A 22,909-nucleotide genomic window follows, 5' to 3' on the forward strand; every position below is an offset into this window, starting at 1 on the left:
GGAGTTGGAGGCAACGCCGACAAAGGATCCGTGAGTACCCTTGCGCACACCATGATGACCGCCGCCCGCTCCGCAGACTCTGGTCTGGTCGGCCCGGGCGAACTCGACCGCTACCCCTATGCGGAAACTCCCGTCACCGACCGTGTCGGTGCGCCCTCCTGGGAGGGCGCCGACCCGGAGCTGGGCCGTGTGGGCCGACGTGCCGCCGGCAGCCGTGGTCGCGGACTCCACGGTCAACTCGTTCAGCAGCTGGGTCAGATGATCGTCTCCGGGGACCTGGGCGCGGACCGTCCGCTGGTTCCCGAGGAGATCGGCCAGCGTTTCGAGGTCTCCCGCACCGTCGTCCGTGAGTCCCTCCGGGTCCTGGAGGCCAAGGGCCTCGTCAGCGCCCGCCCGAACGTCGGCACGCGCGTGCGGCCCGTCAGTGACTGGAACCTCCTCGACCCGGACATCATCGAATGGCGGGCCTTCGGGCCGCAGCGCGACGACCAGCGCCGCGAGCTCAGCGAGCTGCGGTGGACGATCGAGCCGCTCGCCGCCCGTCTCGCTGCCGGACACGGGCGCGAGGACGTCCAGCAGCGCCTGTGCGACATGGTCGAGATCATGAGTCACGCCATGGCCCAGGGTGACGCGCTGACCTTCTCCCGCGCCGACGCCGAGTTCCACTCCCTGCTCATCCAGGTCGCGGGCAACCGCATGCTGGAGCACCTCTCCGGCATCGTGTCGGCGGCCCTCCAGGTCTCCGGCGGCCCGGTCACCGGCTGCGAGCGGCCGAACGAGACGTCCCTGGCGCAGCACGCGCGGATCGTCGACGCCCTGGGCGCCGGCGACGGCACGGCCGCCGAATCGGCGATGCGCCAGCTGCTGACCGTCCACCCCGAGGTGGAGCGTGTGGTGCCCGCCCCGCGCGAGCACTGATCCGCGACGAGAGCGGTGCACTCGGCCGGTGCCGCCCCCGAGGGGCGCCGTCGATCCGGGAACCCGCTTCCGCCGGACCCCGCCGGCTCCTTCAAGGCTCCGGCGGGGCCCGGCGGCGGGGCGGGCGCACGGTGCGGGGCCAAGTGGTGCGGGGCCGAACGCCCCGAAGAGATCATTGACGACTACCTTTGCCCATGTCTGATCGCTTTTGAGTGCTTACGGGATGTGACTCGGGCCACGTAGATTGGGCGTAACGCTCTTGCGAACAGCGCGATGACCTAAGAGGTGACAGCCGCGGAGGGAATACGGACGCCATTCATGGCGCTGTGCATCTTCCCGGCCCCCGCCCGCGCCGTCGGCCCATCCCCAAGCCGGCGGTCGGCTCCAGTCCGTCCAGGACGGGGCCGGAAGCCGTTTTCCAACGTTCCGAGAGGTTGTTCGTGTCGGCCAGCACATCCCGTACGCTCCCGCCGGAGATCGCCGAGTCCGTCTCTGTCATGGCTCTCATTGAGCGGGGAAAGGCTGAGGGGCAGATCGCCGGCGACGATGTGCGTCGGGCCTTCGAAGCTGACCAGATCCCGGCCACTCAGTGGAAGAACGTACTGCGCAGCCTCAACCAGATCCTTGAGGAAGAGGGTGTGACGCTGATGGTCAGTGCCGCGGAGCCCAAGCGCACCCGTAAGAGCGTCGCAGCGAAGAGTCCGGCCAAGCGCACCGCCACCAAGACGGTCGCGGCGAAGACGGTGACCACCAGGAAGGCCACTGCCACGGCCGCCCCCGCGGTGGCCCCCGCCGCCGTGGACGATCCGGGCGAGGAGGCGGCGCCCGTGAAGAAGGCCGTCGCCAAGAAGGCGCCCGTCGCCAAGAAGGTGGCCGCGAAGAAGACCGCGACCGCCGCCAAGAAGACGGTGGCGAAGAAGACCGCCGCCAAGAAGGACGACGTCGAGATCCTCGAGGACGAGGTTCTCGAGGAGCCCAAGGCCGGTGCCGAGGAGCCCGAGGGCACCGAGAGCGCGGGCTTCGTCCTGTCCGACGAGGACGAGGACGACGCGCCGGCGCAGCAGGTCGCCGCCGCCGGTGCCACCGCCGACCCGGTCAAGGACTACCTCAAGCAGATCGGCAAGGTCCCGCTGCTCAACGCCGAGCAGGAGGTGGAACTCGCCAAGCGCATCGAGGCCGGTCTGTTCGCCGAGGACAAGCTGGCCAACGCCGACAAGCTCGCGCCGAAGCTCAAGCGCGAGCTGGAGATCATCGCCGAGGACGGCCGCCGCGCCAAGAACCACCTCCTGGAGGCCAACCTCCGTCTGGTGGTCTCCCTGGCCAAGCGCTACACCGGCCGCGGCATGCTCTTCCTGGACCTCATCCAGGAGGGCAACCTCGGTCTGATCCGCGCGGTCGAGAAGTTCGACTACACCAAGGGCTACAAGTTCTCCACGTACGCCACCTGGTGGATCCGGCAGGCGATCACCCGGGCCATGGCCGACCAGGCCCGCACCATCCGTATTCCGGTGCACATGGTCGAGGTCATCAACAAGCTCGCGCGCGTGCAGCGCCAGATGCTCCAGGACCTGGGCCGCGAGCCCACCCCGGAGGAGCTGGCCAAGGAACTCGACATGACCCCCGAGAAGGTCATCGAGGTCCAGAAGTACGGCCGTGAGCCCATCTCCCTGCACACCCCGCTCGGTGAGGACGGCGACAGCGAGTTCGGTGACCTCATCGAGGACTCCGAGGCCGTCGTCCCTGCCGACGCCGTGAGCTTCACGCTCCTCCAGGAGCAGCTGCACTCGGTGCTGGACACCCTGTCCGAGCGCGAGGCGGGCGTCGTCTCCATGCGGTTCGGTCTCACCGACGGTCAGCCGAAGACCCTCGACGAGATCGGCAAGGTCTACGGCGTCACGCGCGAGCGCATCCGGCAGATCGAATCCAAGACCATGTCGAAGCTGCGCCACCCGTCGCGTTCCCAGGTGCTGCGCGACTACCTCGACTAGGTCGGGTCGTACGATCCCGAAGGCCCGGTCTCCCTCGGGAGGCCGGGCCTTCGTGCTGCGGAGCGCCGTGCGCTGGATGACTCTGGGTGTTCCAGTACCACCCAGAGTGAGGAGGGTGCATGCGTCCTTCGTCTGCCCCGGTCCTGATCCGGCCGCTGATCCTGGCGGCCGTCGCCGCGGTCATACCGCTGGCCGCCCCGTCTCCGGCCGCCGCTGACAGCGTGGTCGTCGGCGGTTTTCCCATCGATGTCTCACAGGCCCCCTGGACGGTCGCCCTGTCCAGCCGTGACCGGTTCGGGGGTACCCGGGCCGGTCAGTTCTGCGGTGGTGTGGCGATCGGCCGGACCACGGTCCTGACCGCGGCCCACTGCCTGGCCGACGACGTCATCGGCGGTCCGACCGGCCGGGTGCGCGATCTCAAGGTGATCGCGGGCCGCACGGACCTGCTGTCCACACAGGGCCAGGAGATCGCCGTGACGGACCTCCGGGTGAACCCGGACTACGACGCCGACGCGAACACCGGTGACTTCGCCGTCCTCGGCCTCGCCGAGCCGCTGCCGGCGGGCGCGGTCATCCCGATGGCGGCCGAGGGGGACGCCGCCTACGCGCCCGGCACCGGTGCCCTGGTGTCCGGGTGGGGCGACATCTCGGGTGGTGGCGACTACGCGCGCCGGATCCACGCGGCGCGCGTCCATGTGCTCCCCGACCAGACGTGCGAGCGCGCCTACCCCGGCGGGCCCGACGGCACCTACCGAACGGGCTCCATGCTGTGCGCGGGGGAGGCGCAGGGCGGCCCTGACGCCTGCCAGGGCGACAGCGGCGGTCCGCTGGTCGCCGAGGGGAAGCTGATCGGACTCGTGTCGTGGGGGAGTGGTTGCGGCCGGCCGGGGAGTCCCGGCGTCTACACGCGCGTCTCAGAGGCCGCGCGGGCCTTGGGCCCCGGCAGTGCCCTGAGCGCCTCACGCCGCCCTCACAACCCCTCCTGAGGGCCGCTGCGGGGGGAACATGACGAAGGGCGGTCGCTCCCGAGGGGAGCGACCGCCCGTCACCGGCCTGTGCCGGAGCTGGCTCGTCGTGGGTGCGAGAGGTCAGCGCTCATCTTCGGAGGCGGTGGCCGGACCGGTCGTCAGCCGCTCCGTCTCGTCCTGTATCTCAGCGGCGATCTTCTTGAGTTCCGGCTCGAACTTGCGGCCGTGGTGGGCGCAGAAGAGCAGTTCTCCGCCGCTGAGCAGTACGACGCGCAGGTATGCCTGGGCGCCGCAGCGGTCGCAGCGATCGGCGGCCGTCAGGTGGCTCGCGGGGGTCAGAACAGTAGTCACGTCGCCTCTTCTCTAGCTCGACGAGCTGTCGTACCAGGGTCAACATCCAACCAGCCCGAAAACGTTCCCGCTCGGGGCTTCTCCTCGAAAAAAATCTTTCGAGGTGGCCGTCTGCTGCCGGTTGGCGGCGAATGTGCCGTAGTGCGTTTCTTCAGTGCTTACGGGTTCGCTCGGTTCATCGGTCTCATCCTCCCGGCTGGGTTGCCGGTTGTTTGTGAGGACGTGCCCGGAGCCTAAATGGTTCATGCCTCGAAGGGAACGTGATATGTACTTCACCCCATCGAGGGATCGAACACCCATGCGACCGTGGACTAGGGTGAGTTTCCTGCGAGGGTGGCGTTACAACGGCTCTACCAGGCCTGGGTACCCTCTGAGCGGCGACCGAAGCCGGCCCCTTACCCCAAAGGGGCTTCACTGAAATTCAGCGAGGAGCGAACCGCGTGACCGCCGATACGTCCGTGCCGTCCACTGCGCTGCTGGCAGGAGCAGACCGGGACGGCTCCAACTACACCGCGCGGCACCTGCTCGTTCTCGAGGGCCTCGAAGCCGTGCGCAAGCGCCCCGGTATGTACATCGGATCCACCGACAGCCGGGGTCTGATGCACTGCCTGTGGGAGATCATCGACAACGCCGTGGACGAGGCCCTCGGCGGCTACTGCGACCACATCGAGGTCATCCTCCACGACGACGGCTCCGTCGAGGTCCGGGACAACGGCCGCGGCATCCCCGTGGACGTCGAGCCCAAGACCGGCCTGTCCGGCGTCGAGGTCGTCATGACCAAGCTGCACGCCGGCGGCAAGTTCGGCGGTGGCTCCTACGCGGCCTCCGGCGGTCTGCACGGCGTGGGCGCCTCCGTGGTCAACGCGCTCTCCGCGCGTCTCGACGTCGAGGTCGACCGCGGCGGCCAGGTGCACGCCATCAGCTTCCGCCGCGGTGTCCCCGGCGCCTTCGCCGCCGGCGGACCGGACGCGAAGTTCGAGGCCGCGAGCGGACTGCGCAAGATCAAGAGGGTGCCCAAGACCCGTACCGGCACCCGCGTGCGGTACTGGGCCGACCGCCAGATCTTCCTCAAGGACGCCAAGCTCTCCCTGGACACCCTCCACCAGCGCGCCCGGCAGACCGCCTTCCTGGTGCCCGGCCTGACCATCGTCGTCCGCGACGAGTACGGGCTCGGCGAGAGCGGCAGCAAGGGTGAGGAGTCGTTCCGCTTCGACGGCGGTATCAGTGAGTTCTGCGAGTACCTGGCCACCGACAAGCCGGTCTGCGACGTCCTCCGCTTCTCCGGACAGGGCACCTTCAAGGAGACCGTCCCCGTCCTGGACGACCACGGCCAGATGACCCCCACCGAGGTCACCCGGGAACTGGGCGTGGACGTGGCGCTGCGCTGGGGCACCGGTTACGACGCGAACGTCAGGTCGTTCGTCAACATCATCGCCACCCCCAAGGGCGGCACCCACGTGGCCGGCTTCGAGCAGGCCGTCCGCGAGACCCTCAACGAGGTGCTGCGGGCCAAGAAGCTGCTGCGCGTCGCCGAGGACGACATCGTCAAGGACGACGCCCTGGAGGGCCTCACCGCCGTCGTCACCGTCCGGCTCGCCGAACCGCAGTTCGAGGGTCAGACCAAGGAGGTCCTCGGCACCTCGGCGGCCCGCCGGATCGTGAACAACGTGATCTCCAAGGAACTCAAGGCGTTCCTGACCTCCACCAAACGTGACGCCGCCGCCCAGGCGCGGGTGGTCATGGAGAAGGTGGTCGCCGCCGCGCGGACGCGCATCGCGGCCCGCCAGCACAAGGACGCACAGCGCCGCAAGACGGCTCTGGAGTCCTCGTCGCTGCCGGCCAAGCTCGCCGACTGCCGCAGCGACGACGTCGAGCGCAGCGAGCTCTTCATCGTCGAGGGCGACTCGGCGCTCGGTACCGCGAAGCTCGCCCGGAACTCCGAGTTCCAGGCGCTGCTGCCGATCCGGGGCAAGATCCTCAACGTTCAGCGGTCCTCGGTGACGGACATGCTGAAGAACGCCGAGTGCGGCGCGATCATCCAGGTCATAGGGGCGGGCTCCGGGCGCACCTTCGACATCGACGCGGCCCGCTACGGCAAGATCATCATGATGACCGACGCCGACGTCGACGGCTCGCACATCCGCTGCCTGCTGCTGACGCTGTTCCAGCGGTACATGCGGCCCATGGTCGAGGCCGGCCGGGTCTTCGCCGCGGTCCCGCCGCTGCACCGCATCGAGATCGTCCAGCCCAAGAAGGGCCAGGACAAGTACGTGTACACGTACTCGGACCGTGAGCTGCGGGACAAGCTCATGGAATTCCAGAGCAAGGGCGTCCGCTACAAGGACTCGATCCAGCGGTACAAGGGTCTGGGTGAGATGGACGCGGACCAGCTGGCCGAGACCACGATGGACCCGCGCCACCGCACTCTGCGCCGCATCAACCTCTCGGACCTCGAAGCGGCCGAACAGGTCTTCGACCTGCTGATGGGCAACGACGTGGCTCCCCGCAAGGAGTTCATCTCCGGCTCGGCGGCGACGCTGGACCGGTCGCGGATCGACGCATAACCGCTGCGCGGGCCTCGGCCGACCCACCCGGTCCCGCCCCACCCAGGGCGCCCCGTCGGCCGACAGCCTCCGCCCGCTCAGACGCGTGCGAGTCACAAGGAGTGCCTCGGGGCCCCGACGGATGCCGGGGCCCCGAGGCGTTTCCGGGCAGGGCGTCTGGTGCCCCAGGGCGGTGCGCGGTGTGTCGCGGCGCGGTGCACGATGCGTCGGGGTGCGGTGCACCGTACGTCGAGTCCGAGACGCCGAGACCGGATGACGGCCTCCTGTCGCTCAGGAGCCCGGCCCCGGCGCACCGTACGTCCGCACACCGCCACCTAATCGCGCCGAGCCCCCGAGCCCCCGAGCCCCCGAGGCCCCACGCCCCCACGCCCCCACCCTCCGACAGAGCGCTTCTCCACCTGAGGGTGGAGAGATCACGCTCGTCGAATCCACCTCTGATCCACCCTGGCGCCGATCTGCTGACCTGCGCTTTTCCGTAGCGTCGAAGGCGTCGGCAGCTCCCGCTCCCGGCACCGCCCCTTCCCGCTCACGGAGGCTCTGATGTCCGGGCTCGTCAACGCGTTGCTGATCGTGGCCGTGGTCGTCGTGGTGATCGCCCGCCAGTTCCGCGCCCGCCCCGTCAACACCGGCCGGCGCTGGTGGCTGCTCCCCGCGGTCCTCGCGGTGGTCGCGCTGCGCGACCCCGGCATACTCGACGCCCATCACCGCACCGAATCCGCCCTGCTGCTCGGCGCCGAGTTGCTGGTGGGGCTCGGGATGGGCGCCGCCTGGGCCTGGACCACCCGGATCTGGACCGAACCCGACGGCGTCGTGTGGACCAAGAGCACCAGGGCCGGCGCGATGGTCTGGCTCAGCGGCGTACTCCTGCGCGTCGGCCTCTTCGCCCTAGGCGCAGCGCTCGGCGTCCACCAGGACAGCTCCGCCCTGATGCTCGGCCTGGCACTCCTCCTCCTGGTCCGCTCCGGCATCCTCCTGTGGCGGGCGCAGTCCCTCCCCTCCGGCCCGTCCACGAGCGGCCCCACCCGGGCGTACGGTGACGACATGCCCCGGGTCACCAGGAAGGAAGCCGTGTGACGGAGAACGCCTGGACGCGATGGCCCTCACGTGAAGCGCTGAGTCGCTCGGGGGTCTCCCCGCCCCGGCGCACGCTGGCCTGGGGAGTGAGACTGCTCGTCCTCGCCCTGCTGCTGTGGAGCGCCTGCAACCAGTCACACGTCCACGGCTGGGGCGTGGCCGCCGCCGTGGCGGGTGTGCTGGTGACCGCGGTGGCGTCCTGGGGCTTCTTCCGGACCACCTACGCCCACCGGCTCGTGCCCTCCATGGTCCTCATCACCTTCCTGCTGGCCCTCGCGGTCGTGGCGGAGATCGCGGGATTCGGTGGACCGGCGCTCGTGATCTGGTGCGGCTGCGGCATCTCGGCGCTGGAGCGGCTGCCCATCGCGATCGCGGTGCCCATCACCTGCGTGGCTCTCGCCTCGTACTCCGCGTTCAACAACGACGTCTGGCTGACCACCGCGGCCACCGTCGCCGGCATGGCCCTCGCCGGTTACGTCATGCGACTCGACGCCGAGGCCCGTGGGCACGCACAGCGGCTGCTGGCCCAGGAGCGCGCCGCCAGAGCGGCCGAAGCCGAGTCGGCTGCGCTCGCGGAGCGGGCCAGGATCGCGCGGGAGATCCATGACGTGCTGGCCCACAGCCTCTCCGCCCAGATGGTGCACCTGGAGGCCGCGCGGCTGCTGATCGAGCGCGGGGCCGACCGGGAGCAGATCCTCGAACGGGTGGTGGCCGCCCGGGGAATGGCCCGCGACGGACTCGCCGAGACCCGGCAGGCCCTGTCGGCGCTGCGCGGTGAGCTGACCCCGCTGGAGGACTTCCTCACCGAACTGGCCGGTGCGACCGACGGCGCCGAGGTCACCGTCACGGGCGAACGCAGAACGCTGCCCGCCGAGGCCTCGCAGACGGTACGACGGGTCGCCCAGGAAGCGCTGACCAACGTCCGCAAGCACGCCCACGGCGCCAAGGTCAGGGTGCTGCTGGACTACAACGAGCACGAAGTGACGCTGAACGTGAGGGACTCGGGCGGCCGTCCGGGCGAACTCACCGGTGCCGGCAGCGGGTACGGTCTGCTGGGAATGCGGGAGAGGGCCGAGCTGCTGGGCGGGTCGCTGGAGGCGGCACGCGACGACGAGGGGTTCGAGGTGCGGTTGAGGGTGCCCGTATGACGGAGGGCGAGAAGAAGCCGGCGCGGGTGGTGGTCGCCGACGACCAGACGGTGGTCAGGGAGGGCATCGTGATGCTCCTCGGGCTGCTGCCCGGTGTGGAGGTCGTGGGAGCGGCCGGCGACGGCGAGGAGGCGGTGCGGCTGGTCGGCGAACTCTCTCCGGACGTGGTGCTGATGGACCTGAGGATGCCGCGCTGCGACGGCGTGGAGGCGACCCGGCGGATCCGCTCGCAGTATCCGGGGACCCAGGTCGTGGTGCTCACCACGTTCGCGGACGACGAGTCGCTGTTCCCGGCGCTGAGAGCCGGCGCCCGCGGCTACCTGACGAAGGACGCGGGCGGCGACGAGATCGTACGCGCGGTGGAGAGCGTGCTCTCGGGGGACGCGGGGCTGTCGCCGAGCATCCAGCTGAGGCTGCTGGAAAGGCTGTCGCAGCCCGAGCCGCCGCAGGCGCCGGTGGTGACCGAGGCGCCGGACGGGCTGACCCTGCGGGAGACGGAGGTCCTGGTGCTGATCGCCGAAGGGCACACCAACCAGGAGATCGCCAGGCGGCTGCACGTCTCGACCGCGACGGTGAAGACGCACATCAACAACCTGTTCGCGAAGACGGGCCTCAAGGACCGTGCGCAGGCGGTGCGTTACGCGAACGGGAAGGGAATGGTGCGGCCACCAGCGAATTGAGTCACCTGATGGGGTGAGAGACGGGGGAAGAAGAGTCGGGGAACTTCCCGATCTGTCCATCCTTGGGCATGCAGTCAAGCAACGGGCCTCACCGCGACGGCGGGGAGGGCTCCGAGAGTTCGGCCGAGCGGCGCGAGGACCAGGGTGAGTACGGCACGACCTCCCCAGAAGTCAGGTACGAGGACCCCTGGTACGACGCGCTGGCCTCCGGCTGGGGCGAGCCGGACGCCACCGGGATGCCGGCCCCGTCGGTGCCCGCCGCCCGAACGGAGCGGGAGAGGGCGGCGGTTCGCACCCGGGACGTGTATCTGGAGGTGCAGCGCAGTGCGGCTTTCCAGGAGGTGCGCAGCAGCTACCGGAGGTTCGTGGTGCCGGGGGTTGCCGTCTTCCTCACCTGGTACGTGGCGTACGTGGTCACGGCGACGACCGCGCCCGGTCTGATGGCGAGACCCGTGGCCGGCGCGGTGAACGTGGGGATGCTCGCGGGGCTCGGCCAGTTCCTCAGCACGTTCGTGCTCACCTGGGCCTACGCCCGGCACGCCAGGCTGCGCAGGGACCGCGCCGCGCTGGAGCTGCGCTGGGACACCCAGGAGCTGACCCGTGGCGCCCGGGGCGGTGCCCTGTGACGGGCCGTCATGAGACGTTGGCGCTCATGCTGTTCAGCGCCTTCGTCGCGGTGACGCTCGGGATCACGACGTGGGTGAGCAGGAGGCGGCATGGTTCGGCGGAGGAGTTCTATGCCGGGGGTCGGCTGTTCTCGCCCATGGAAAATGGTTTTGCCATCGCGGGTGACTACATGTCGGCGGCCTCCTTCCTCGGTGTCACCGGGCTGATCGCGCTGTTCGGTTACGACGGGCTGCTCTACGTGGTGGGCTTCCTGGTGGCGTGGCTGGTCGTGCTCTTCCTGGTGGCCGAGCTGGTGCGCAACTGCGGCCGGTTCACCCTCGCCGACGTGATCGCCGCACGGATGACCGAGCGGCCGGTGCGGATCGCGGCGGGCGCGTCCTCGGTCACCGTGTCCGTTCTCTATTTGGTGGCGCAAATGGTGGGGGCGGGCAGCCTGGTCACGCTGCTGCTGGGACGGACCAGCCAGGCCGCGCAGGCGTGGACGGTCATCGGGGTCGGCGCGCTGATGGTGATCTACGTGTCCCTGGGAGGGATGCGGGCCACGACGTGGATCCAGATCGTGAAGGCCGTCCTGCTGCTGGGCGGGACGGTGACGCTGACCGTGCTGGTGCTGCTGCGCTTCCACGGCGATGTCGACCAGCTGCTGCGCACGGCGGCGGAGCGCAGTGGACACGGGAAGGCGTTCCTGGCGCCGGGGCTCAGGTACGGCGGGGGCTGGAGCGCGCGGCTGGACTTCATCAGCCTGGGGCTGGCGCTGGTGCTGGGCACGGCGGGACTGCCGCACATCCTGTCGCGGTTCTACACGGTGCCGACCGCGAAGGCGGCCCGGCGGTCGGCGGTCTGGTCGATCGGACTGATCGGCGGTTTCTATCTGATGGCGATCCTGCTCGGTTTCGGGGCCGCCGCCGTCGTGGGACCGGACGTGGTGCGCACGTCGAACGAGTCGGGGAACACGGCGGTCCCGCTGCTGGCACTCGACCTGGGCGGCGGCGCGGGTTCCACCGGGGGAGCGGTTCTGTTCGCGGTCGTCGCCGCCGTTGCCTTCGCGACGATCCTCGCGGTGGTCGCCGGGATCACCCTCGCCTCCTCGGCGTCCGTCGCCCACGACCTGTACACCTCGCTGCGCAGACCGGGCGCCGGACCACGCAGCGAGGTGGCGGTGGCGCGCGCGTCGGCCGTCGGCATCGGAGTGGTGGCCATCGCGCTCGGCCTGCTGGCCCGTGACCTCAACGTCGCGTTCCTGGTCGGTCTGGCCTTCGCGGTGGCCGCCTCGGCGAACCTGCCGGTGCTGCTGTACTCGCTGTTCTGGCGGGGCTTCACGACCCGCGGCGCGGTGTGGGCCGTGTACGGCGGACTCGTTCCGGCCCTGATGCTGGTCGTGCTGTCCCCGGTGGTGTCCGGGAGCCCGGGGGCGCTGTTCCCGGACGTCGACTTCCAGTACTTCCCGTTGCAGAACCCGGGGATCGTCTCCATCCCGCTCGGTTTCCTCGCCGGCTGGCTCGGGACGGTCACCTCGGACGAGGTGCCGGACGAAGCCCGGCACGCGGAGACCGAGGTGCGGTCGCTGACCGGCGCGGGGGCCGTGTAGGTCCTTCCTACGGCGCCACCCAGGCGTACCGGTGTTCCGGGCGGCCGGTGTCGCCGTACTTCAGGGAGAGGCGCAGCCGGCCGGCCTGTTCCAGATGGCGGAGGTAGCGCTGGGCGGTGGAGCGGCTCAGGCCGGTCTCGGCGGCCACCTCGTGGGCGGAGAGCGGATGGTCGGCGCTGTGCAGGACCCCGCAGATGAGGTCCGTGGTGGGTTCGGAGTGGCCGCTGGGCAGTCCCGGCGCGGAGGGGGCGGGTGAGGTGCGCAGGGCGCCGAAGATCCGGTCGACCTGCTCCTGCCCGGTCAGGCCCCGGCCGCCGACCCGGTCGACGGTGCGGCGCAGCGCCGCGTAGGAGTCCAGGCGGGTGCGCAGCGCGGCGAAGGTGAACGGTTTGACCAGGTAGTGCAGCGCGCCCAGGCGCATCGCCCGCTGGACGGTGGTGACGTCGCTGGCCGCCGTGATCATGATGACGTCAGTGCCATGGCCCTGTTCCCGCATCCGGTGGACGAGTTCGAGGCCGGTCCGGTCCGGCAGATAGTGGTCCAGCAGGACCAGGTCGATGGTGCCGCGTTCCACGGCGGCCAGGGCCTGGGCAGCGCTGTGCGCGCGGGCGGCCACCCGGAACCCGGGAACCTTCCCCACGTACTTGGCGTTTATCTCAGCGACGCGGAAGTCGTCGTCGACCACCAGGACGTCAATCATCAGGCCTCTCCTTCAAGGCCGGCGAGCGTTAAGCCCGTGTTTCGTCTGCGCAGTTGTAGCGCGCGCAAAATGAGCACAACAGGTGCTTGCGAGCAAAAGAACGGCTTGCGCCCAGAAGACTGCTGCTGTGGTCCGTGCCACACCTACCGTCCCGGCCCATGAGCGCAGACACCAGCCCCGCCATCGAGCTGCGGGGCGCGAGCAAGATCTTCAAGACCCCGTCGGGGGGTCTGCACACGGCTGTCCGCGACCTCGACCTCACTGTCGGACGTGGTGAGTTCGTGGCCGTCGTGGGGCCGACGGGTTGTGGCAAGTCCACGACGCTGACGCTGGTCAGCGGGCTGGAGGAGCCCACCGAGGGCGATGTGCTGGTGGCCGGCCGACCGGTCGCCGGGGTCGGGGACAAGGTCGGTTTCGTCTTCCAGCAGGACGCCACCTTCCCCTGGCGGACCGTGCTGTCCAACGTGATGGCAGGACCCCGCTTCCGGGGTGTGCCGAAGGCGGAGGCCAAGGAGAAGGCCCGCGCCTGGCTGGCCAGGGTCGGTCTCGCCGCCTTCGAGGACCGCTACCCGCACCAGCTCTCCGGCGGCCAGCGCAAGCGGGTGGCACTCGCCGCGACCTTCGTCAACGACCCCGAGATCCTGCTCATGGACGAGCCGTTCTCCGCGCTCGACGTGCAGACCCGGGCCCTGATGTCGGACGAACTCCTGGAGCTGTGGGAGGGCACGGGCGCCTCCGTCGTGTTCGTCACCCACGACCTGGAGGAGTCCATCGCGCTGGCCGACAAGGTCGTCGTCATGACCGCCGGGCCCGCGACCGTGAAACAGGTCTTCGACATCGACCTGCCCCGCCCCCGCAAGGTCGAGTCGGTGCGTCTGGAGCCGCGGTTCATCGAGATCTACCGCGAGATCTGGGAGTCCCTCGGCGAAGAGGTCCGCATCACCCGTGAGAGGGGCGCCGCCCATGTCGCCTGACGTCCTCAGCACACCGGTCGTCGACACGGCCAAGGCCCCGGACCGCGCCCAGACGCGGGCCCAGGCCGCCCGCAGACGCAAGGCGATCGTGTACGCCGTGCGGGTGCTGCTCCTGGTGGCCGTCCTCGGCCTGTGGGAGGTCCTCTCCCGGGCCGGCGTCATCGACCCGTTCAACTTCTCGATGCCGTCGAAGATCTGGCAGCAGATCTGGACCTGGGTGACCCACGGCACCGCGCTCGGCTCCCTCGGCGAGCAGATCTGGTACACGCTCTACGAGGCGCTGCTCGGCTGGGTCATCGGCGTCGTCGCCGGAGTCGTCTTCGGCATCGCCCTCGGACGGATCGCGTTCCTCGCCGACGTCCTCGGCCCGTACATCAAGGTGCTCAACTCGATCCCCAGGATCGTGCTCGCCCCGATCTTCATGATCTGGTTCGGGCTCGGCGCCTCCTCCAAGGTCGCCTCGGCCGTGGTCCTGGTGTTCTTCCCAGTGTTCTTCAACGCCTTCCAGGGCGCCCGCGAGGTCGACCGCAACCTGGTCGCCAACGCCCGGATCCTGGGCGCGACCGACCGCAGGGTGACCCTCCAGGTGGTCATCCCGTCCGCCACCTCGTGGATCTTCACCAGTCTCCACGTCAGCTTCGGCTTCGCCCTCATCGGCGCCATCGTCGGCGAGTTCATCGGCGCCACCAAGGGCATCGGCCTGCTCGTCGCGCAGTCGCAGGGCACCTTCAACTCGGCCGGCGTGTACGCCGCGATGGTCATCCTCGCCGTCGTCGCGCTGGCCGCCGAGGGAGTGCTCACCTTCGCCGAGCGCCGCATCTTCCGCTGGAAGCCGTCGGACTCCGACAGCTGAAGCCGGCCTTCTCCTCCCGCACCGCCTCTCACAAGGACGTGAACGTCATGCGCAAGTCCGCCAGATACACCACCCTGGCCGCCGCCGGCCTGCTCGCCCTGTCCTCCCTGACCGCCTGTGCCAACGACGCCGCGAGCACGACCTCCAGCGGCTCCGCCGGCAAGGGCGACGGCAAGGGCACGAAGGTCAAGATCATGGTCGGCGGCCTGGACAAGGTCATCTACCTGCCGGCGATGCTCACCCAGCGGCTCGGCTACTTCGACGCCGAGGGCCTCGACGTGGAACTGCTGACGGAACCCGCCGGTGTCCAGGCCGAGACGGCCCTCGTCGCCGGGCAGGTCCAGGGCACGGTCGGCTTCTACGACCACACGCTGGACCTCCAGACCAAGGGCAAGGCGGTGGAGTCCGTCGTGCAGTTCTCGCGCGCGCCCGGCGAGGTCGAGATCGTCTCCACCAAGGCGGCCGGGGACATCACCTCGCCCAAGGACTTCAAGGGCAAGAAGCTCGGCATCACCAGCCTCGGCTCGTCCACCGACTTCCTGACCAAGTACCTCGCCGTCAAGAACGGGGTGAAGGTCAGCGACTTCTCGCCGGTCGCCGTCGGGGCGGGCGCCACCTTCATCTCGGCGCTCCAGCAGGGCTCCATCGACGGCGGTATGACGACGGACCCGACCGTGGCGACCATCCTGGACAAGAAGGCGGGCAAGATCCTCCTGGACATGCGGACGCCGGAGGGTTCCCAGAAGGCGCTCGGCGGCCCGTACCCGTCGTCCAGCCTGTACATGCAGACGGACTGGGTCAACAGCCACAAGGACACCGTCCAGAAGATGGTCAATGCGTTCGTCAAGACGCTCAAGTGGATGTCCACGCACAGCGCGGCCGAGATCGCGGCCAAGATGCCCGCCGACTACGCCCAGGGGAACAAAGCCCTCTACACGGAGTCCATCAAGAGCTCGCTGCCGATGTTCACCGACGACGGCGTGATGCCGGAGAACGGGCCGGAGACCGTGGAGAAGGTGCTCAAGGCGTTCAACACGAACGTACAGAACCACGATGTCGACCTGAGCAAGACGTACACGACGGAGTTCGTCGAGGCGGCCAAGTAGAAGGCTGCCCACGCGTACGCCTCAGCCGCGGGTCGCCCACACGTAACGGTGTTCGGGGCGGCCCGCGTCGCCGTACTTGAGGGTCAGCCGGGCGCGGCCCGTGCGCTCCAGGAGCTTCAGATAGCGCTGGGCGGTCTGACGGCTCACCCCGGTCCGCTCGGCGATCTCCTGGGCCGACAGCGGGCTCTCGGCGTTCATCAGCGACTGGCGGACCAGCTCGGCGGTGGTGGGGGAGTGCCCTTTGGGCAGCTCCGGCTCGGACGGCGTGGACAGGGCGCCGAAGATACGGTCCACCTCGGCCTGCTCGGCCTCGCCGCCACCGTCCAGAGTGCGTCGCAGCCGCGCGTACGCCTCCAGCCTGGCGCGCAGTCCCGCGAAGGCGAACGGCTTCACCAGGTACTGCAGGGCGCCCTGGCGCATCGCCGCCTGCACGGTCGACACGTCCCTGGCCGCCGTCACCATGATCACGTCGGTCTGGTGGCCACGCCGGCGCATCTCCCGGACCACCGCGAGACCCGTGTCGTCGGGCAGGTAGTGGTCCATCAGGACCAGGTCGAGGCGCGGGAGCGTCTCCAGCCGGTGCAGCGCCTCGGCCGCGTTGTGGGCCTCGCCGGCCACGTGGAAGCCGGGCACCTTCTCCACGTAGGCGGCGTTGACCCGGGCGACCCGGGTGTCGTCGTCCACGACCAGGACCTCGATCATCGTGCCTCCCTGCCGTTCGGTCATCGTGTCTCTTCGTCAGCCGGTGCGAGCACCGGTTCGAGTTCCGGCTCGGTCAGCGCCTCGGGGAGCACCACCGTGAACTGCGCGCCGCCGCCGTCCGCCTCGCCCACGGACGCGCTGCCGCCCTGCCGTTCGGCCAGGCGGCGCACCAGGGGGAGCCCGATGCCGCGCTTGCCGTGCGCGGGCGGTTTCTTGGTGGACCACCCCTCGGTGAACGCCAGTTCCCGATGCTCGGCCGGGATCCCGGGCCCGGTGTCCCGCACGCTGAGGACGACCGCGCGGTCCTCGGTGCGCAACTCGACCTCCACGCGCGCGTGCGGAGTGCCGGCCACCGCGTCGAGCGCGTTGTCGACGAGGTTGCCCACCACCGTGACCAGCCCCCTGGGGTCGACGAGCCGGTCCGGGAGACGAGTGCGGTCCGACACCCACAGGGCGACCCCGCGCTCGGCCGCGACCGTCGCCTTGCCCACCAGCAGCGCGGCCAGCAGCGGGTCCTGGATCTTCTCGGTGACCTGTTCGGCGGTGACCCGGTGGTCGCCGACCACCTCGCCGACGAACTCCACCGCGTCCTCGTACATCTCCAGCTCCAGCAGCCCGAGCAGGGTGTGCATCCGGTTGGCGTGCTCGTGGTCCTGGGCGCGCAGGGCGTCGATGAGCCCGCGCGTGGAGTCGAGTTCCCGGCCCAGCTGCTCCAGCTCGGTGCGGTCGCGCAGGGTGGCGACGGCGCCGCCGTCGTCGGTGGGCATCCGGTTGGCCACCAGGACCCGCTGGCCGCGCACGGTGAGCAGGTCGGTGCCGGTCACCCGGCCGGCCAGCACATCGGTCGTACGGCCGTCACCGAGCGCCTCGTCGGGGGTCCGGCCGACGGCCTCGTCGCCGAGGCCCAGCAGGCGCCGTGCCTCGTCGTTCAGCAGCCGGACACGGCCGCCGCGGTCCAGGGCGACGACCCCCTCGCGGATGCCGTGCAGCATCGCCTCGCGTTCCGCGAGCAGCGCCGAGATGTCGGAGAAGGCCAGGTCACGGGTCTGCCGCTGGACCCTCCTGGAGATCAGCCAGGCGGCCAGCGCACCGGCGGCGAGAGCGCCGCCCGCGTAGGCGAACAGCACGGGGATCGTGCCCAGCAGATGTGCGCGCACGCTGTCGTAGGCGATGCCCACCGAGACCGCTCCGATGATCCGGTGCCCGGAGTCGTACAGCGGCACCTTGCCGCGCGCCGAGCGGCCCAGGGTGCCGCTGTCGATCTGCATGACTTCCTTGCCGTCCAGTGCCTCCTTGGGGCTGGTCGTCACATGCCCGCCGATCTCCGACGGAGTGGTGTGGGACCAGCGGAAGCCGCCTTTGTCCATCACCACGATGTACTCCGCGCCGGTGGCCTTCCGGATCCGTTCGGCCTCCTGCTGCACCGGACCGTCCACGCTGGGCGGGGTGGTCAGGACGCCCTCGGCGATCCCTGGGTCCTGGGCGGTGGTCTGGGCGATCGCCAGGGCCCTGCGCATCGCCTCCTGGTCCAGCTGTTTGCTCAACGGCGCGAGGAAGAGCCCGGTCGCGAGCACCGCGACCCCCGCGGCGATCGCCAGCTGCATCAGCAGGACCTGCGTGAACGCCTTCCGGGGCAGCCGGGGGCGCAGACGGCGCGCGGGGGGCGTGGGACTCATGGCCACGACGGTACGTGCGCGGATGCGCCGTGCCTAAGGGGTGTGGCGCGGATCTCTTGACCAGTTCTTGGGAAACCGGGATCGACGGGACGAGGGGTGTTCAGCTCGCGAGGGCCGACGCCGTCCGCAGTGCCCGCAGCGACACCACGTCCATCCGGGCCGGTGACCCCAGCACCGCGACCCCGCAGCTCTCCGGACGCGGCGGCAGGGAGGCACCCTGGGCCACCTCGACCCGCCAGCGACGGCCGTCGGCGTGCACCACGGTGACGTGCCAGCGCGGAGCCGCGCCCTCGGTCCGTACGACGCTCAGCGCGCCCGCCCCGTACTCGCCCACCGCCTCGCGCACGAACAGCTCGGCCGCCTGGCCGGGCCGTCCCCAGGCCGAGCACCCCCGGGACCCGTCCAGCACCACACGGCCCTCCTGGGCGCCGTGCAGCACCTCCTTGACGGCATGAGCCTCGGCGCGGCCGTACGCGTAGCCGTACGGCAGCACGAGCACCGTCGGTGAGAAGCGATGACCACCCAGATGGGTGACCTCCCAGGTGCCGCGTACCCCCGAGGCGGCCAGCTCGGCGGCGAGCGGGCGGCCCAGCAGGGCGCAGCAGCGGTCGCGCCTGCCGTTCGTGCAGACGAGGGCGAGGGGGCCGCCGGAGTGCGGCCGGCCGCCGAGCGCGGCGCCGAACGAGCGGTGGTCGCCCGCGCCGAGCGCCGCGAGGTCGAGGCCGAGCAGCCGGTGCGGGTCACGGGTCTCGGCGCTGTGCAGCCAGAGGTTCCCCGGAACCACGTGGGCCGCGTACACCTGCCGCACGGCGGCCGTACCCGGGTCGGCGTGGCGGCCGGGGCGGCGGATGAGCGCGATCCGCACGCCGGTCCCTTCGGCGGCGGCCTCCAGCGCGCGGCCGAGCGCGGGGTCCAGATGGCTCGAGGTGAGCGCCTTGGAACCCCAGGGGCCCGGCTGTTCCAGCAGCAGCCACGTCGTCGCGGTGGCGGCGGTGCCGGAAACGGGCTCGTCGAGCATCCGGGAGACGGTTGCGCACCTACTCACAGAGGTGAGCCTAACCTGACTTCGTCCGCGGTGACTTCCGGCCCCGCCCGTTCGGCCGCCGAAGGGGTTACTCCGGCAACGGCTGCGGCGGCCTGGGGCCGACGTAGTGGCCGCTGGGGCGCATGCGCAGCGGGCGTTCGCCGTACTCCTCCAGGGTGTGGGCGATCCAGCCCGCCGTCCGGGCCACGGCGAAGATGGTCTCCCCCGCGGTGGCCGGCATCCCGCAGGAGGCCGTGAACACGGCCAGCGCCAGGTCCACGTTGGCGTGCAGCGGAGCGTGCCGCGCGGTCGTCGCCACGATGTCGCGCGCGGCGAGGAGGGCGGGCTCGGCGCGCGGAATGTCCTCCAGGAGGTCGAACAGCACGCGCGCGCGTGGGTCCTCGCCCCGGTAGAGCCGGTGGCCGAGGCCCGGGATACGGCGGCCGGCCCGGAGTTCGTCGGCGATCACCGGCACGGCTGTGCCCTGGTCGAGGACGTCGACCAGCAGCCGGTGCGCGAGTCCGCTGGAGGCGCCGTGCAGGGGCCCTTCGAGCGCGCCGAGCCCGGCCGACACGGCCGCGTACGCATGGGCGCGCGCGGAGGCCGCGACCCGGACCGCGAGTGTGGAGGCGGCCAGGTCGTGGTCGACGAGCAGGGCGAGCGCCGTGTCGAGGACCCGCAGTGCGGCGTCGGTGGGCTCGATGCCGGTCAGGCGGCGCCACAGCCGGTGGGCCAGGGGGCCGTCGTCGGGCCCGCGCCGGTGCTGCTGCGGCAGTGCGGCGACGAGTGTGGGGATCAGTACCCGCGCCGTGCCGAGGACGGCTTCCTCGGACAGGTCGAAGCGCAGCGGATCCTCGGCGGCCGCGGCGATGGTGGCGACCCGCAACCGGTCGGTGGGGGTGGTGTGCTCGGGCAGCGCGTCCACGGCCCGGCGGGCGACCGAGACCGTCGCCTTCGGCGCGGCGAAGGTCACGCCCCGCTCCATCCGGCCCGTCCACAGCCACTCGGCCACCTCCTCGTAGGAGTGGTGGGTGGCCAGTTCGGTGGCGTCGACGCCCCGGTAGTAGTACCGGTCACCGTCGATCAGCGTGATCCGGGTGCGCACCGACAGGTCGCCGCCGCCCGAGCCGGAACCGCCCGCGCTCTCCCGCCGGTTGCGCCGGGCCAGCGCCGCCACCTCCGCGGCGTCGAAGGTACTGGCCCGGCCGCCGGGTTCGCGCCTGCTGCTGAGCTGGCCGCGGCTCACATAGGCGTACACGGTCTCGGGTTTGACGCCGAGCAGCTCGGCGGTCTCCCTGGTGCTCAGCCGCCGCGCGGAGCTGTCGGGAGCGGGATGTTGATCGCGCATGGCGCCACGGTAGCCGCCTCGGCATACATTGATTCAATCAATATTGACAGCTTGTTAGTCAATCATGGACAGTCGAATCATGTTCAGGCAGCACAGCGGAGGCAGGACATGACCGTCAACAGGACCGCGTCGACCCTCGTCGAGGTGCCGCGCGGGCTCGCCGGTGTCGTCGTCACGGACACCGAAGTCGGGGACGTGCGGGGGAGCGAGGGGTACTACCACTACCGCCAGTACTCGGCCGTGGAGCTCGCCCGCACCCGGGGTTTCGAGGACGTCTGGCACCTCCTGGTCCACGGCGAGCTGCCGGGCCCGGAGCGCGCCGCGGCCTTCGCCGCCGAGACCGCCGGGCTGCGACGGCTGCCCGACGAGGTCCGGGCCGCCCTGCCCGCGCTGGCCGCGGCGAGCGGTGCGTCCGGACCGCTCGCCGGGATGCGCACCGCGCTCTCTCTCCTCGGCGCGGCCGCGGGATTCCGGCCGGTGTACGACATCGGGGCCGACCGGCGGCGCGCCGACACGGTCGCCGCGTGCGCTGCCGTACCCACGCTCCTCACGGCGCTGTACCGGCTCGGGCGGGGACTCGACCCGGTGGAACCGCGCGAGGACCTCTCGTACGCGGCCAACTACTTGTACATGTTGACGGGTTCGGAACCGGATCCCCGGCGGGCGCGGGCCGTCGAGCAATACCTGATCTCAACCATTGACCACGGATTCAACGCGTCAACGTTCACCGCGCGGGTCATCGCGTCGACGGGCGCCGACGTCGCGGCCTGCCTCGTGGGGGCGGTCGGTGCCCTGTCCGGGCCGCTGCACGGGGGAGCGCCCAGCCGGGCACTGGACACCCTGGACGCGATCGGGACCCCGGACCGGATCGACGGGTGGATCCGTGCTCGGGTGCTCGCCGGCGACCGCGTGATGGGCTTCGGGCACGCGGTCTACCGTACCGAGGACCCGCGGTCCCGCCTGCTGCGCGAGATCGCCCGGGACTTCGGCGGCCCCCGGGTCGAGTTCGCCGTCGAGGTGGAACGGCGGGTGGAGAGCATCCTCGCCGAGCTGAAGCCGGGCCGCGAACTCCACACCAACGTCGAGTTCTACGCGGGCGTGGTCATGGAACTGTGCGGCCTGCCCCGCGAGATGTTCACGCCCACGTTCGCGGCGGCGCGGGTGGTCGGCTGGAGCGCGAACATCCTGGAACAGGCGGCCGACTCGAAGATCATCCGGCCGGTGGCGCGATACGTGGGGCCCCAGCCGGAGGTGGCCGGCAGGGCCGCCGGGTAGCGGCAGGCCGTCGACCGCCCGCGGCGGCCACGGCGGGGGCGCGGAGCGCGGCCCCGGGCGTTTCCTATCCTGGACCGGCCCGCCATCCTCAGCCGCGTCAGGGAGGTCGCCCCTTGGAGCACCACCACCGTCCCCGGCAGATCCCGGTAGTGGTCCTCGCCGGATTCCTGGGCTCCGGCAAGACCACGCTCCTCAACCACCTGCTGCACCGCAGCGGGGGCAGCAGGATCGGGGCGCTCGTCAATGACTTCGGGTCCGTCGAGATCGACGCGATGGCGGTGGCCGGTGCCCTCGGGGACTCGACCGTCTCGCTCGGGAACGGCTGCCTGTGCTGCGCCGTCGACGCCAGTGAACTCGACCTCTACCTGGAGCGGCTCGCCAACCCGGCCACCGGGATCGACGTCGTCGTCATCGAGGCCAGCGGACTCGCCGAACCCCAGGAACTCGTCCGGATGCTGCTCGCCAGCGAACATCCCGGAATCGTCTACGGCGGCCTCGTCGAGGTCGTGGACGCCGCCGAGTTCGACGACACGCGCGCCAGGCACCCCGAGATCGACCGGCACCTCGCCCTCGCGGACCTCGTCGTCGTGAACAAGCTCGACCGGGCCGAGCAGGGCGGCGAGCGGGTCCTGCGGCTCGTGCGGTCGCTCACCGACCGGGCCGCCGCCGTCGTACCCGCCACCTACGGCCGTGTCGACCCCGAGTTCCTGTTCGACTGCCGGCCCAGTGAGGAGCGCATCGGCCAGCTGTCCTTCGACGACCTCCATGACCACCGCGAGGACGGCGAGCACCCGGCGCATCCGCACACCGGCTACGACAGCCTGTCCTTCGTCTCCGGCCGCCCGCTCGACCCCCGCCGGCTCATGGCCTTCCTCGACAGCCGGCCCGAGGGGCTCTACCGGATCAAGGGATATGTCGACTTCGGGCCCTACGACACCGGGAACCGGTACGCCGTGCACGCCGTCGGGAGCTTCCTGCGGTTCTACCCGGAGGCCTGGGAGCCGGGCGGGGAACGGCTCACGCAACTCGTCCTGATCGGTTCCGGCATCGACACCGCCACGCTCCGCGAGGAACTGGAGGCGTGCACGAGCGATGCCCCGCACGCCGACGAGCACGGCATGTGGGGCGTCCTGCGCTACGTGCAGGGCCTGGCGGACGACCCGGACGAGGTCCTCGCCCAGGACCCCCGTGAGGAACTCGGCCACGACTTCGGCGAGGCCCTGTCCGTGGCGCAGGACTTCGGCGAGGCATAGGGCCCTTCTGATGGATCTCCGCGGCGTCGCGACGCCCGGCACGCACGCTCGACGCACGGGGTGGCGGGCCAGGTGGCTCCGCCACATGACCC

At 70.8% G+C, this 22,909-nt stretch carries 20 protein-coding genes; 14 read left to right on the plus strand and 6 right to left on the minus strand.

The annotated features are described in order from the left end of the window. Nucleotides 1-30 precede the first annotated feature (30 nt). The 3 genes from AB0958_RS26420 to AB0958_RS26430 all read left to right on the plus strand — a co-directional run bounded on the left by AB0958_RS26420 (nucleotide 31) and on the right by AB0958_RS26430 (nucleotide 3,892). On the plus strand, nucleotides 31-918 hold the full coding sequence (locus AB0958_RS26420) for a FadR/GntR family transcriptional regulator (RefSeq protein WP_366892934.1): 888 nt from the start codon (nucleotides 31-33) through the stop codon (nucleotides 916-918). Nucleotides 919-1,358: 440 nt separating this feature from the next. Then, nucleotides 1,359-2,906, plus strand: coding sequence for an RNA polymerase sigma factor (locus AB0958_RS26425; RefSeq protein ID WP_366892935.1), 1,548 nt, complete (start codon nucleotides 1,359-1,361; stop codon nucleotides 2,904-2,906). Between the two features lie 119 nt (nucleotides 2,907-3,025). After that, nucleotides 3,026-3,892 carry a serine protease gene (locus AB0958_RS26430; protein WP_366892936.1) on the plus strand — a complete coding sequence of 289 codons (867 nt, stop codon included), beginning with the start codon at nucleotides 3,026-3,028 and terminating at the stop codon, nucleotides 3,890-3,892. 102 nt (nucleotides 3,893-3,994) lie between these two features. On the opposite strand, the gene AB0958_RS26435 is transcribed toward AB0958_RS26430, so the two are convergent. Further along, nucleotides 3,995-4,225 carry a hypothetical protein gene (locus tag AB0958_RS26435; protein WP_366892937.1) on the minus strand — a complete coding sequence of 77 codons (231 nt, stop codon included), beginning with the start codon at nucleotides 4,223-4,225 and terminating at the stop codon, nucleotides 3,995-3,997. A gap of 440 nt (nucleotides 4,226-4,665) precedes the next feature. Between AB0958_RS26435 and AB0958_RS26440 the strand changes: the two genes are divergently transcribed. The 6 genes from AB0958_RS26440 (at nucleotide 4,666) to AB0958_RS26465 (ending at nucleotide 11,906) form a co-directional block, all read left to right on the plus strand. Beyond that, the gene (locus AB0958_RS26440; RefSeq protein ID WP_366892938.1) at nucleotides 4,666-6,789 is read left to right on the plus strand and encodes a DNA topoisomerase IV subunit B; all 2,124 of its coding nucleotides are present in this window, start codon (nucleotides 4,666-4,668) and stop codon (nucleotides 6,787-6,789) included. Between the two features lie 540 nt (nucleotides 6,790-7,329). Next, nucleotides 7,330-7,863, plus strand: a complete 534-nt coding sequence (locus tag AB0958_RS26445) for a DUF1453 domain-containing protein (RefSeq protein ID WP_366892939.1) — start codon at nucleotides 7,330-7,332, stop codon at nucleotides 7,861-7,863. Further along, on the plus strand, nucleotides 7,860-9,011 hold the full coding sequence (locus tag AB0958_RS26450; protein WP_366892940.1) for a histidine kinase: 1,152 nt from the start codon (nucleotides 7,860-7,862) through the stop codon (nucleotides 9,009-9,011). Before AB0958_RS26445 ends, AB0958_RS26450 begins: the two co-directional genes overlap by 4 nt. Further along, a complete protein-coding gene (locus AB0958_RS26455) occupies nucleotides 9,008-9,691 on the plus strand; it encodes a response regulator transcription factor (protein ID WP_366892941.1) in 684 nt (227 codons plus the stop codon). The genes AB0958_RS26450 and AB0958_RS26455 overlap by 4 nt, the downstream gene beginning before the upstream one ends. A 68-nt stretch (nucleotides 9,692-9,759) precedes the next feature. Further along, nucleotides 9,760-10,317: a DUF485 domain-containing protein gene (locus tag AB0958_RS26460; protein WP_366892942.1), complete on the plus strand. Its 558-nt coding sequence runs from the start codon at nucleotides 9,760-9,762 to the stop codon at nucleotides 10,315-10,317. Beyond that, the gene (locus tag AB0958_RS26465; RefSeq protein ID WP_366892943.1) at nucleotides 10,314-11,906 is read left to right on the plus strand and encodes a cation acetate symporter; all 1,593 of its coding nucleotides are present in this window, start codon (nucleotides 10,314-10,316) and stop codon (nucleotides 11,904-11,906) included. Before AB0958_RS26460 ends, AB0958_RS26465 begins: the two co-directional genes overlap by 4 nt. Before the next feature lie 7 nt (nucleotides 11,907-11,913). Here the strand turns inward: AB0958_RS26465 and AB0958_RS26470 are convergent, their stop codons facing one another. Next, nucleotides 11,914-12,606: a response regulator gene (locus AB0958_RS26470; protein ID WP_366892944.1), complete on the minus strand. Its 693-nt coding sequence runs from the start codon at nucleotides 12,604-12,606 to the stop codon at nucleotides 11,914-11,916. A gap of 158 nt (nucleotides 12,607-12,764) precedes the next feature. On the opposite strand from AB0958_RS26470, the gene AB0958_RS26475 reads away from it, so the two are divergent. From AB0958_RS26475 to AB0958_RS26485, 3 genes are read left to right on the plus strand one after another with little or no spacing between them, the layout of a single operon-like run. Next, on the plus strand, nucleotides 12,765-13,580 hold the full coding sequence (locus AB0958_RS26475) for an ABC transporter ATP-binding protein (protein WP_358979549.1): 816 nt from the start codon (nucleotides 12,765-12,767) through the stop codon (nucleotides 13,578-13,580). Further along, nucleotides 13,570-14,433: an ABC transporter permease gene (locus AB0958_RS26480; protein ID WP_366892945.1), complete on the plus strand. Its 864-nt coding sequence runs from the start codon at nucleotides 13,570-13,572 to the stop codon at nucleotides 14,431-14,433. The genes AB0958_RS26475 and AB0958_RS26480 overlap by 11 nt, the downstream gene beginning before the upstream one ends. 47 nt (nucleotides 14,434-14,480) lie before the next feature. Next, entirely contained in the window at nucleotides 14,481-15,539 is a 1,059-nt protein-coding gene (locus AB0958_RS26485; protein WP_366892946.1) for an ABC transporter substrate-binding protein, read from the plus strand. 21 nt (nucleotides 15,540-15,560) lie between these two features. Here AB0958_RS26485 and AB0958_RS26490 read toward each other — a convergent pair whose 3' ends face one another. From AB0958_RS26490 to AB0958_RS26505, 4 genes are all read right to left on the minus strand, one after another. Beyond that, nucleotides 15,561-16,241 carry a response regulator gene (locus AB0958_RS26490; RefSeq protein ID WP_366892956.1) on the minus strand — a complete coding sequence of 227 codons (681 nt, stop codon included), beginning with the start codon at nucleotides 16,239-16,241 and terminating at the stop codon, nucleotides 15,561-15,563. A 20-nt stretch (nucleotides 16,242-16,261) separates the two neighbouring features. Next, nucleotides 16,262-17,917, minus strand: coding sequence for a sensor histidine kinase (locus AB0958_RS26495; protein WP_366892948.1), 1,656 nt, complete (start codon nucleotides 17,915-17,917; stop codon nucleotides 16,262-16,264). A 100-nt stretch (nucleotides 17,918-18,017) separates the two neighbouring features. After that, nucleotides 18,018-18,962, minus strand: a complete 945-nt coding sequence (locus AB0958_RS26500; RefSeq protein ID WP_366892949.1) for a sucrase ferredoxin — start codon at nucleotides 18,960-18,962, stop codon at nucleotides 18,018-18,020. 67 nt (nucleotides 18,963-19,029) lie between these two features. Beyond that, nucleotides 19,030-20,289: a citrate synthase gene (locus AB0958_RS26505; RefSeq protein WP_366892950.1), complete on the minus strand. Its 1,260-nt coding sequence runs from the start codon at nucleotides 20,287-20,289 to the stop codon at nucleotides 19,030-19,032. A 108-nt stretch (nucleotides 20,290-20,397) separates the two neighbouring features. On the opposite strand from AB0958_RS26505, the gene AB0958_RS26510 reads away from it, so the two are divergent. Beyond that, a complete protein-coding gene (locus AB0958_RS26510) occupies nucleotides 20,398-21,564 on the plus strand; it encodes a citrate synthase/methylcitrate synthase (protein ID WP_366892951.1) in 1,167 nt (388 codons plus the stop codon). 113 nt (nucleotides 21,565-21,677) lie between these two features. Next, nucleotides 21,678-22,817 carry a GTP-binding protein gene (locus AB0958_RS26515; protein WP_366892952.1) on the plus strand — a complete coding sequence of 380 codons (1,140 nt, stop codon included), beginning with the start codon at nucleotides 21,678-21,680 and terminating at the stop codon, nucleotides 22,815-22,817. The last annotated feature ends 92 nt before the right edge of the window (nucleotides 22,818-22,909 follow it).

This window comes from Streptomyces sp. NPDC006655, from assembly GCF_040703965.1.
In the GTDB taxonomy this organism is placed as follows: domain Bacteria; phylum Actinomycetota; class Actinomycetes; order Streptomycetales; family Streptomycetaceae; genus Streptomyces.

Bases quoted from the DNA above. Each gene is read 5' to 3' on its own strand.
- AB0958_RS26495 (WP_366892948.1), bottom strand. From the start codon at position 17,917: ATGAGTCCCACGCCCCCCGCGCGCCGTCTGCGCCCCCGGCTGCCCCGG.
- AB0958_RS26470 (WP_366892944.1), bottom strand. From the start codon at position 12,606: ATGATTGACGTCCTGGTGGTCGACGACGACTTCCGCGTCGCTGAGATA.
- AB0958_RS26430 (WP_366892936.1), top strand. From the start codon at position 3,026: ATGCGTCCTTCGTCTGCCCCGGTCCTGATCCGGCCGCTGATCCTGGCG.
- AB0958_RS26460 (WP_366892942.1), top strand. From the start codon at position 9,760: ATGCAGTCAAGCAACGGGCCTCACCGCGACGGCGGGGAGGGCTCCGAG.
- AB0958_RS26475 (WP_358979549.1), top strand. From the start codon at position 12,765: ATGAGCGCAGACACCAGCCCCGCCATCGAGCTGCGGGGCGCGAGCAAG.
- AB0958_RS26505 (WP_366892950.1), bottom strand. From the start codon at position 20,289: ATGCGCGATCAACATCCCGCTCCCGACAGCTCCGCGCGGCGGCTGAGC.
- AB0958_RS26455 (WP_366892941.1), top strand. From the start codon at position 9,008: ATGACGGAGGGCGAGAAGAAGCCGGCGCGGGTGGTGGTCGCCGACGAC.
- AB0958_RS26480 (WP_366892945.1), top strand. From the start codon at position 13,570: ATGTCGCCTGACGTCCTCAGCACACCGGTCGTCGACACGGCCAAGGCC.
- AB0958_RS26445 (WP_366892939.1), top strand. From the start codon at position 7,330: ATGTCCGGGCTCGTCAACGCGTTGCTGATCGTGGCCGTGGTCGTCGTG.
- AB0958_RS26510 (WP_366892951.1), top strand. From the start codon at position 20,398: ATGACCGTCAACAGGACCGCGTCGACCCTCGTCGAGGTGCCGCGCGGG.
- AB0958_RS26490 (WP_366892956.1), bottom strand. From the start codon at position 16,241: ATGATCGAGGTCCTGGTCGTGGACGACGACACCCGGGTCGCCCGGGTC.
- AB0958_RS26485 (WP_366892946.1), top strand. From the start codon at position 14,481: ATGCGCAAGTCCGCCAGATACACCACCCTGGCCGCCGCCGGCCTGCTC.